General features: G+C 71.3%; 7 protein-coding genes. 2 read left to right on the forward strand and 5 right to left on the reverse strand.

Going from position 1 to position 6,559, the window contains the following annotated elements:
- Together L2I40_RS16755 and L2I40_RS16760 are read left to right on the forward strand one after the other, a co-directional pair.
- Positions 1-194, forward strand: a 194-nt coding sequence (locus L2I40_RS16755; protein WP_237216338.1) for a hypothetical protein, incomplete at its 5' end; no start/stop codon positions are given.
- An 82-nt stretch (positions 195-276) separates the two neighbouring features.
- Positions 277-912 carry a glutathione S-transferase family protein gene (locus L2I40_RS16760; RefSeq protein ID WP_237216339.1) on the forward strand — a complete coding sequence of 212 codons (636 nt, stop codon included), beginning with the start codon at positions 277-279 and terminating at the stop codon, positions 910-912.
- Between the two features lie 141 nt (positions 913-1,053).
- Here L2I40_RS16760 and L2I40_RS16765 read toward each other — a convergent pair whose 3' ends face one another.
- From L2I40_RS16765 to L2I40_RS16785, 5 genes are all read right to left on the reverse strand, one after another.
- Positions 1,054-1,347, reverse strand: a complete 294-nt coding sequence (locus tag L2I40_RS16765; RefSeq protein ID WP_237216340.1) for a hypothetical protein — start codon at positions 1,345-1,347, stop codon at positions 1,054-1,056.
- Between the two features lie 97 nt (positions 1,348-1,444).
- Positions 1,445-2,494, reverse strand: coding sequence for a cytochrome d ubiquinol oxidase subunit II (gene cydB / locus L2I40_RS16770; RefSeq protein WP_237216341.1), 1,050 nt, complete (start codon positions 2,492-2,494; stop codon positions 1,445-1,447).
- Positions 2,495-2,497: 3 nt separating this feature from the next.
- Positions 2,498-3,928 (reverse strand): cytochrome ubiquinol oxidase subunit I, encoded by a 1,431-nt coding sequence (locus L2I40_RS16775; protein WP_237216342.1) that lies wholly within the window; start codon positions 3,926-3,928, stop codon positions 2,498-2,500.
- 157 nt (positions 3,929-4,085) lie between these two features.
- Positions 4,086-4,364, reverse strand: coding sequence for a hypothetical protein (locus L2I40_RS16780; RefSeq protein ID WP_237216343.1), 279 nt, complete (start codon positions 4,362-4,364; stop codon positions 4,086-4,088).
- A 113-nt stretch (positions 4,365-4,477) separates the two neighbouring features.
- On the reverse strand, positions 4,478-6,559 hold a 2,082-nt coding region (locus tag L2I40_RS16785; RefSeq protein WP_237216344.1), incomplete at its 5' end, for a mechanosensitive ion channel domain-containing protein.

Here is a 6,559-nt window from a genome sequence, read left to right on the forward strand (position 1 = left end):
CCGCGGGGGTCGAGGTGCTGGGCCCGGCGCCTGCGCCGCTCGCGCTGCTGCGCGGGCGGCATCGGCGGCGGCTGCTGCTGAAGGCGCGACGCGACGTGCCGGTGCAGCCGCTGTTGCGCGACTGGATGCAGCGCGTGGAGTTGCCGAACAGCGTGCGCGTGCAGATCGACGTGGATCCCGTCGGCTTCCTCTGAGGGCGCCGTTCTCCGCGCGTTTCCGGCCGTGACAACCGGACCGCGTTCCGCCACGCTTCCGGCCGCAGAGAGAGGAGCCAGCATGCCCGTCAAGCTGTACGGACCCGCCTATTCCACCTACGCCCGGACCGCGCGCCTCGCGTTGGAGGAGAAGGGCGTCCCCTACGAATTGCACGAGGTGGACATCCTGTCGGGCAAGGGCAACGAGCCGGCGCATCTCGCGCGCCAGCCCTGGGGCAAGGTGCCGGCCTTCGACCATGACGGCTTCGGCCTGTTCGAGACCTTCGCGATCGCGCGCTACGTGGACGAGGGCTTCCCCGGTCCCGCGCTGCAGCCGTCGGAGCCGCGCGCCTGCGCGCGCATGACCCAGATCTGCGCGATCATCGACAGCTACGGCTACGGCGCGATGGTCGGCAAGGTGTTCTGGCAGGAGGCGATCGTGCCCATGCAGGGCGGCACGCCCGATGCGGCGCGGGTGGCGGAGGGCCGGCAGGCCGCGGAGCAGGTGCTCGACGTGATCCACCGCCTGATGGAAGGCCCGCTGATGTGCGGCGAGGCCGTGACCCTCGCCGACCTGCATGTGCTGCCGCCGCTCGAATACTACCGCATGACGAAGTCGGGCGCCTCGGCCTTCGCGTCACGGCCGAAGCTCGCCGCGTGGTGGGACCGGATGAACGCGCGCGAGAGCGTGGTGAAGACGCGGCCGAAGCTCGGCTGAGGCTTATGCCGGGCGGCCGAAGGTTTCACCTTCGGCCCCTCGATCGCCGGCGCTTCGCTTGGCTGCGCCGCATGAGCCGCGGCGCCCGTTCGGGCGCTCGGCCGGCACTCGCCGGCCGCAGGTCAACCCTTCGGCTGTCAATCAGGCCCGGATCTGCCGGTCCCGGCGCACGGCCTCGTCGATCAGGCGACGGTCGCGCGCCTCCTGCCGCCGGTTATAGGTCAGCGCCACCGCCCAGATCACGGCAACGAGCCAGCCGACCTGCCCGGCCACGAAGGGCAGCAGGATGAACAACAGGCTGCCGAGCCAGAGCAGCCCGTTGAAGATCGCCTGGAAGGGACGCCCCTGGAGCATGATCGCCAGCGGCGGGACCACGATCGAGAGCAGGTACATCATGTGCCGGATGTGGCCCTGGCGTGCCCGCGATTCAATCACCGCTACAGGCCGAGCGCGCGGCGGATGACGAGCGCGACAAGCGTGAGCGATGCGACGCCGCCGAGCCAGAGCGCGGCGAACCAGGCGAGGCGCGCGATCAATGATGGTAGCCCTCGCCGGGCCGCACCTTGCCGCGGAAGATCCAGTAGACGAAGCCGGTGTAGATCAGCACCAGCGGCACCAGCACCGCCGCGCCGACCAGCAGGAAGCCCTGCGTCGCCGGCGGCGCCGCCGCGTCCCAGATGGTGATCCCGGGGGGCACGATGTTCGGCCAGAGGCTGATGCCGAGCCCGACGTAGCAGAGCAGGAACAGCCCGAGCGCGGCGCCGAAGGGGATCGCGTCGCGCCAGAGCATCGCGCTGCGCGCACCTTCGATCGGCGCCGCCGCCAGCGCGCGGAACAGCACGACGGCGAGCAGGATCACCGCCACCGGCACGATCCAGACGAAGAGCAGGTGCGGGACCCCGAACCAGCGCGCCGCGAACTCCGGCTGCAGCACCGGCATCACCAGGCTCACCGCCGCGACGAAGCCGAGTGTGACGCTGCCGAGCGGCGCCGCCAGACGGCGTGCCTTCTCATGCAGCCCGCCTTCCGTCTTCCACACCAGCCAGGTGGCGCCGAGCAGCCCGTAGCCGGCCACCAGCGCCAGCCCCGTCAGCACCGAGAAGGGCGACAGCCAGTCCCACCAGCCGCCGGCATAGCCGCGCCCCTCCACCGCGATGCCCTGCACATAGGCGCCGAGCGCCACCCCCTGGCTGAAGGCGGCAACCGTGCTGCCGAGCCAGAAGCCGTTGTCCCAGGCGCGCCTGCCGCGCTCGGTCTCCTGGCGGAAGCGCATCTCGAAGGCGACGCCGCGGAAGATCAGCGCCAGCAGCATGACGATCAGCGGCATGTAGAGCGCCGGCAGCACGATGGCGTAGGCAAGCGGAAACACGGCGAGCAGCCCACCGCCGCCGAGCACCAGCCAGGTCTCGTTGCCGTCCCAGACCGGCGCGATGGTGGCGACCGCCAGATCGCGCTCCTCGCCGCGTTCGAGCCGCGGGAAGAGGATGCCGACGCCGAGGTCGAAGCCGTCCATCGCGACGTAGAGGAAGACGGCGGTCGCCAGGACGATCGCCCAGATCAGCGGCAGGTCGAGATCGCTCATGCTCTACTCCGCCGGCCCGGGCTGCGTGACCTGGCCCGCCGCGACGGCAGGCGCGGGGGTGATGCCGGCGGTGCGGATTGGCGCGCCCGGCGCCGGGCCTTCCTGCGCCGGATGCGGTGCGCGCTCCATCAGGCGCAGCAGCAGCCAGATGCCGGCGCCGAAGACGACAAAGTAGACGACGACGAACATCGCGAGAGAGGTCGCGACCGCCGGCGCGGCGATGGGCGAGACGCTGTCCGCGGTGCGCAGCAGCCCGTAGACCGTGTAGGGCTGCCGCCCGGCCTCGGTGACGATCCACCCCGCGGTGACCGCGACCAGCCCCGAGCCGCCCATCGCGACCGCCCAGCGGAGCAGCCAGGGCGTGTCGTAGAGCCGCCCGCGCAGCCGCAGCACGAAGGCCGCGAGCCCGAGTGCGACCATCAGCAGCCCGATGGCGACCATCACGCGGAAGGACCAGAAGACGAGCGGCACGTTGGTCGGCCGTTCCTCCTGCGGGAAGGATTTCAGGCCGGCGATCTCGGCCTCCCAGCTGTGCCCGAGGATCAGGCTGCCGAGGCCCGGGATGCCGAGCTCGAGATCGTTCCGCTCCGCCGCCATGTCGGGCAGGGCGAAGAGGATCATCGGCGCCCCCGCCCGCGTCTCCCAGTGTCCCTCCATGGCCGCGACCTTGGCGGGCTGGTGCTCCAGCGTGTTCAGCCCGTGCAGGTCGCCGATCACGACCTGAGCGGGGGCAACGATCAGGGCCATCCACATCGCCATCGAGAACATCAGCCGCGCATGCGCATTCGCCCGGTCGCGCAGCAGGTGGAAGGCGCCCACCGCGCCGACGATGAAGGCGGTGGTCAGGTAGGCCGCCGAGACGACGTGCAGGAAGCGATACGGAAAGGATGGGTTGAAGATGATCGCCCACCAGTCGAGCGGCAGGAACCGCCCGTCCGGCGCGACCTCGTGGCCGGTGGGCGTGTGCATCCAGGAATTCGCCGCGATGATCCAGAAGGTGGAGATCAGCGTGCCCGCCGCCACGCAGCAGGTCGCGGCGAAGTGCAGTCCCTTGCCCACGCGGTTCAGCCCGAACAGCATCACGCCGAGGAAGCCGGCTTCCAGGAAGAAGGCCGTCAGCACCTCGTAGCCGAGCAGCGGTCCGATCACCGGTCCCGCGCGGTCGCTCAGCACCGACCAGTTCGTACCGAACTGGTAGGACATGACGATGCCCGACACGACGCCCATGGCGAAGGCGACGGCGAAGATCCGCAGCCACCACTGGAAGGTCTCGAGGAACACTGCGCGGCCGGTGGCCAGCCACAGCCCCTCCAGCACGGCGAGGTACGAGGCCAGCCCGATGGTGAAGGCCGGGAACAGGAAGTGCCAGACGACGGTGAAGGCGAACTGGAAGCGCGCGAGGTCGAGCGCGCTCGGGAAGGCATCGAGCAGCATGGGCCGGTCCTTAACCGACCCGCAGACGCGCGACGCCGCGCGCCCGTCGCAACACGTGCGCGCGAGCCCGGTTAAGTCAGCGCAACCCTTACGTCAGGCCGCCGAGCGTTCATGGTGATCCGATGGCGCCCGGCGTCCTTCACGCCGGCAACGCGCATTACGCCGCGAGGCGCACCACGCGGCCTTCCATCGCCTCGACGCGGCGCACGCCGATGATCTGGCCGAGGTTGCCGGCGACGAGGTGCACCATGCCGAGCGGCATGGAGAGCGCGACCTCGGCGCGCATCGCGTCCCCGTCGCGGCTGGCGCGCAGCGTCTCGGGCACCAGGTCGCGCTTGGCGAAGGGTTCGAGGACGCGGGAAAGCAGGCCGGGCGAGGCCTCGGCGGTGACGGTGAAGCGCGCCGCCACCAGCGGCTCGTCAACGAAGTCGGACATGTTCGGAAGGCTCCGGATCGGGATCGAAGGGCAGGCGGCCGGCCGCAATGCCCCGCGCGCGGCGGGTCAGGCGGCCGGGCGGCTAATTCGATCCGTGACGATCCGGAAGCGGGTCATGCGGCGACGCTAGCCGGCGCGGCGGCCTTTGGGAAGTCCCCGAGGTGCTTCGACGCGGCATAGGGCTGCGCCGACAGCTCGATCCCGAGCTCCTCGAAGCGCGCGCGGATCCGCCGGTTGAACTCGCGCCCGACCGCCCAGCGCGCCGCCGGGTCGGTCTTCACCCGCGAGCGCACCGTGACGCCCGTCTCCGTCATCTTGTCCACGCCGAGGATCTCGATGTCGTCGCGGATCTGGCTCGCGAACTTCGCCTCCGCCCGCACCTCCGACGAGATCTGCCGCAGCGCCTCCGCGACGCGGTCGGTGTCCTCGCCATACGCGACCGTCACGTCGAGCACGGCGAAGCCGAAGTCGCGCGTCATGTTGGTCACCGTGGTGACGGCGCCGAAGGGGATGATGTGCACGCTGCCGTCCTGCGCGCGCAGCTTGATGGAGCGGATCGACAGCTGCTCCACCACGCCCGAATGGCCGCCGACCGACACGACGTCGCCGACCGCCATCGCATCCTCGAAGAGCAGGAAGGCGCCGGTGATCACGTCGCGCACCAGCTGCTGCGAGCCGAAGCCGATCGCGAGGCCCACCACGCCCGCGCCGGCCAGCAGCGGCGCGACGTTCACCCCGATCTCCGTCATGATGTTCAGCGCGACGAAGACCAGGATCACGATCGACAGCACGGTGCGCAGCATGGGCAGCAGCGTGCGCACGCGGGCGGAGCGCGCCGCCTGCGCGTCGCGCGAGAGCTTGGCGAGATGCCGCTGGATCGCGGCGTTCGAGAGCTCCCACACCGTGATCGCGACCACGATGGTCAGCGCGATCGACACCAGGGAGCCGAGCAGCCGCGCGCCGAGCTGGCCGCGGCCGAACCAGGCGAAGGAATCGAGCCCCCAGGCCTCCAGCAGGAACAGCAGGGCGATGGCGGCGATCACGCCGCTCACCGTGCCCTTGAGCACCGGCAGGTAGCGGTTCGCCCGCGCCTCCAGCCCCGGGTAGCGCTTCGCGAGGTCGGGCCCGATGCGGAAGCCGCGGGCGATGGCACGCCGCGCCAGCACATCCGCCAGCTTCGCCGCGCCCAGGATGACGACCGTCAGTGCGGAGACGCGCAACAGCCGCTCGAAGCCGTCGCGCACCTCGAGCGCCCAGACGCCCCAGGCGGCCAGCAGCCACAGGATGGCCAGCAGGTGCCACACATCCGCCAGCCGGTCGCGCAGCGTGCGGAACAGCCGTCGCGCGCGGTCCGGCTGCTCGCCCTCCGCCAGCTCCGGCGCGCGCAGCGCCTCGGCCACCGCGCCGCGGTTCTGCAGGATGACGATGATGAGGAAGAGCGAGACGATCAGCAGCGCGACGCGCAGGATGCCGTCATAGACCGACCAGGGCAGGCCGAAGAGGAGCAGCGCCTCGGCGGTCGCGTAGCCGACGATCGCGACCACCGCGATGCGGCGGATCCAGACGGTGATGTAGGCCGCCGTCTCGTCCGCCACCTGGATCAGGCGCAGATGCGCGGAGGCGGGCGAGAACAGCACGCGCGATGCCGCCATCACGGCGCGCAGCGCCATGTAGGAATTGTTCGCGACCAGCAGCACCAGCTCTGTCGTCGGCAGCGGGCGGACATAGCCGATCAGCCCGTAGGAGATGACGGCGAAGGCGCCGACCGGGATCAGGTCCAGCACGAAGCGGGCGAGGACGAGCGGGACGCGGCGCATCCAGGTCCAGACATTGCCGGGCTCCGGCGCCATCGCGTCCAGCCGGTCCGACCAGCGCCGCAGCGAGCGCGCGGTGAGCCATTCCGCCATCAGGCCCGCGCCGAACAGCAGCACCAGCCACATCAGCGCGTCCTGCACCCGGACCTGCGTGACCGGGTCGCGCACCACGCCGGACGCCCAGGTCGCCACGCCGCGGAGGTCGGTTGCCGCCTGCGCCGCCGCCACCAGGCTGTCGGACAGCGCCTGCAGGCGCTGGGACGCCCCCATCAGCAGCTGCGCGCCGAGCGTGTTGGGCAGCAGCACGGCATCGGCCGGCGCGGGCTGAGCCGGTGCCTGCGCCGCCGGCGGCGTCTCCGCCGTCGCGGAGGTCCGAAGAGC

The sequence above is a fragment of the Falsiroseomonas oryziterrae genome (genome assembly GCF_021864505.1).
GTDB classification, from domain to species: Bacteria; Pseudomonadota; Alphaproteobacteria; order Acetobacterales; family Acetobacteraceae; genus Falsiroseomonas; species Falsiroseomonas oryziterrae.